This is a genomic window from Streptomyces sp. NPDC111516 (assembly GCF_055635345.1).
Window position 1 is genome coordinate 1 of record NZ_JBVKBV010000068.1, and the last position, 2,440, is coordinate 2,440.

Genomic DNA, 2,440 nt, shown 5'->3' on the forward strand with positions numbered 1-2,440 from the left:
GCGATCCGAAAACCGGTCGCCCTGAACTTCCTTCAACTGTCCGGGCCTTGGCACACCAACTCAACGAGCCAGCACCACCAAAGTCACCGGTATTGCATCTAGGGTCAATGCCGGTGATTTAGGGCGTTTCCGCAGGTGAGGGCGAGTGCCCCTGAGTCCGCGTGACTTTGAGTGAGTAGCTGACGTGGCTGGGAGGGCGGGGCTCGTCCCGGCGTTTGGCTTCGAAGGTGTTCCGCGGTGGCTTCTTGAGTCGTTGGCAGCGGCGGTCGCGGCGAGGCGGCAGGAGGCCGTTGAGGAGTTCCTGGACGACTTCGAGTCGGGCCGAGCGCAAGGTCTGCGGGCTCGCTGCCGTCTGTCCGGCGGTCTTGAGCCGCGCGAGCTGCACCGTCGTGGTGAATGAGATCCGGTCGATCGACCTCTCCCTGTTCGGCTGCGTGGACTTTGAGCGCGCACAGTGCCTGGTAGACGGTGAGGAGCGCGTAGATCTCCTGGCAGATGAGCTCGGGGGTCTTGGACCGCAGGATGAAGCCGACGGGTTGTCCGTGTAGTTGCGATGCAGTCGTGCACGGAGGAGGCAACTCGTCGCCTGTGTCCTACGTCTCACCGCGACCGCCCGGCGGCCATTCCCGGTGCACATGGCACCCCAACCGCTCTTCACACAGGGGTAGTTGCCTCGTGTTTCAGACCAGGCGCTCTTCCTCGAGCGGTCCCGCGCACTTAGCGTGTTGTGCGCCACAGAGTGACTCTGACTTCGAAAGGTGAACGTAAGTGCGCCTATTTCGGCACCTTTTGCTCTCCCTGCCTGCAGCCGCCGTGGTCGTCCTCGCGACCATCGCGCCCGCCTCCGCCCAGCCGGAGCCGGCGCAGGACGCCGGCTCGACCACCGCCTCCCCGGCCCTCACGGTCGACGGCGCCCGGATCGACACCTTACGCGCCGCCGAGGACGTGGAGGAGTACTGGACGCCCGAACGCATGCGGAACGCCATCCCGTTGACGCCGGAGGACACTGGTGCCAAGAGATCGTCGGGCACCGCGGAGCAGCACAGCGGCCCGCCCGGGTCCACCCCGGCCGCGGCTCCCCCAGGCGAGATACGCACGAAGAGCGTCGAGACCTCCGTCGCCGGCAAAGTCTTCTTCACCAAGCCGAGTGACGGCAAGAACTACGTCTGCTCGGCGAGCGCCCTCAACAGCAACTCGAAGCAGATGGCGATCACCGCGGGCCATTGCGTGCACGAGGGCAACGGCGGTAACTGGATGAAGAACTGGATGTATGTCCCCCAGTACCGCAACGGCGACAGACCCTATGGCACCTTCGCCGCCAAGCAGATGCGTACCTTCAACGGCTGGATCAACGACGGCGACCTCAACTGGGACGTCGCCATGGTGACGACCTGGCCACAGGGCAGCGACAAGCTTGTCAACCGCACTGGCGGCAACGGGCTGAGCTGGAACTACTCGCGGGAGCAGGACATCACGATCAACGGCTACCCGGGCAACAAGGACAACGGCGAGCTCCAGTGGTACTGCGAGGGCCGGACCTCGGACTCCGGCGGCAAGCTGGCGCTTGGCTGCGACTTCGGCGGCGGCTCCAGCGGCGGCCCGTGGATGCGCGTGTTCGACCAGTCCTCGGGGCTGGGCCAGACCAACGGGGTCATGAGCACCGTCAACTCCGACGGCGTGAACAAGAGTTCCTACTTCGGTGACAGCGTCAAGCAGATGTTCGACGACCAGGGCTCCGTCACCTGACATCCAGCGGATCGGTGTTCACCCCGCCGCACGGCCAGTAGTGTGGCGGGGTGAGCGCCGTTCCCATACGGCTCCGCACTCGCCAAGGAGGTCGCCCATGAAGCGCTCCGGCATCCGCGCCCTCGTCGTCACCGCAGGCGTCGCTGCGGCTGTGGCCACCGTCGTCGCACTCCGTCAGGACACATCCGAGTCCCCCGCCTCTCCGCCTGAGCCCGGGGGCGACACATCGACCTCCGAGGTTCAGCACGACCAGCGCGACGTAGAGGAGTACTGGACCGACCGCCGCATGGAGGAGGCCGAACCGGCACCCATGCCGCACGAGGAGTAACGACTTCTATCAGGGCCTCCCGTTGCCTAGCTGGTTCACCGGGGCTTGACCCGCCACTCCAGACTCAAACGCAACGGTGTTGATCTCCGATCTCGTCGTCGATCTTCACGTACAGTGCAGTGAGCAGGGCGTCCAGGTCATTCGTCACAGATCGATCTCGGACGCCCTATCTGCGTTCCCAGACGCACCGTCAGCATTCGGAATGACTCGTCTAGTGCCAATACCGGTGACTTTGGTGGTGCTGGCTCGTTGAGTTGGTGTGCCAAGGCCTGGACAGTTGAAGGAAGTTCAGGGCGACCGGTTTTCGGATCGCATCGCCCTCGGAGTGCTCACGCGTGCGTTTCCGCCGGAGCTGGTGGATGAGGT

2 protein-coding genes are annotated in these 2,440 nt (G+C 64.9%); both read left to right on the top strand.

All coding sequences use genetic code 11. The annotated features are described in order from the left end of the window. Window positions 1–768 precede the first annotated feature (768 nt). A complete protein-coding gene (locus ACZ7L9_RS38010; RefSeq protein WP_471422089.1) occupies window positions 769–1,746 on the top strand; it encodes a trypsin-like serine peptidase in 978 nt (325 codons plus the stop codon). 97 nt (window positions 1,747–1,843) lie between these two features. Further along, a complete protein-coding gene (locus ACZ7L9_RS38015) occupies window positions 1,844–2,074 on the top strand; it encodes a hypothetical protein (protein ID WP_112468748.1) in 231 nt (76 codons plus the stop codon). Window positions 2,075–2,440: the final 366 nt, after the last annotated feature.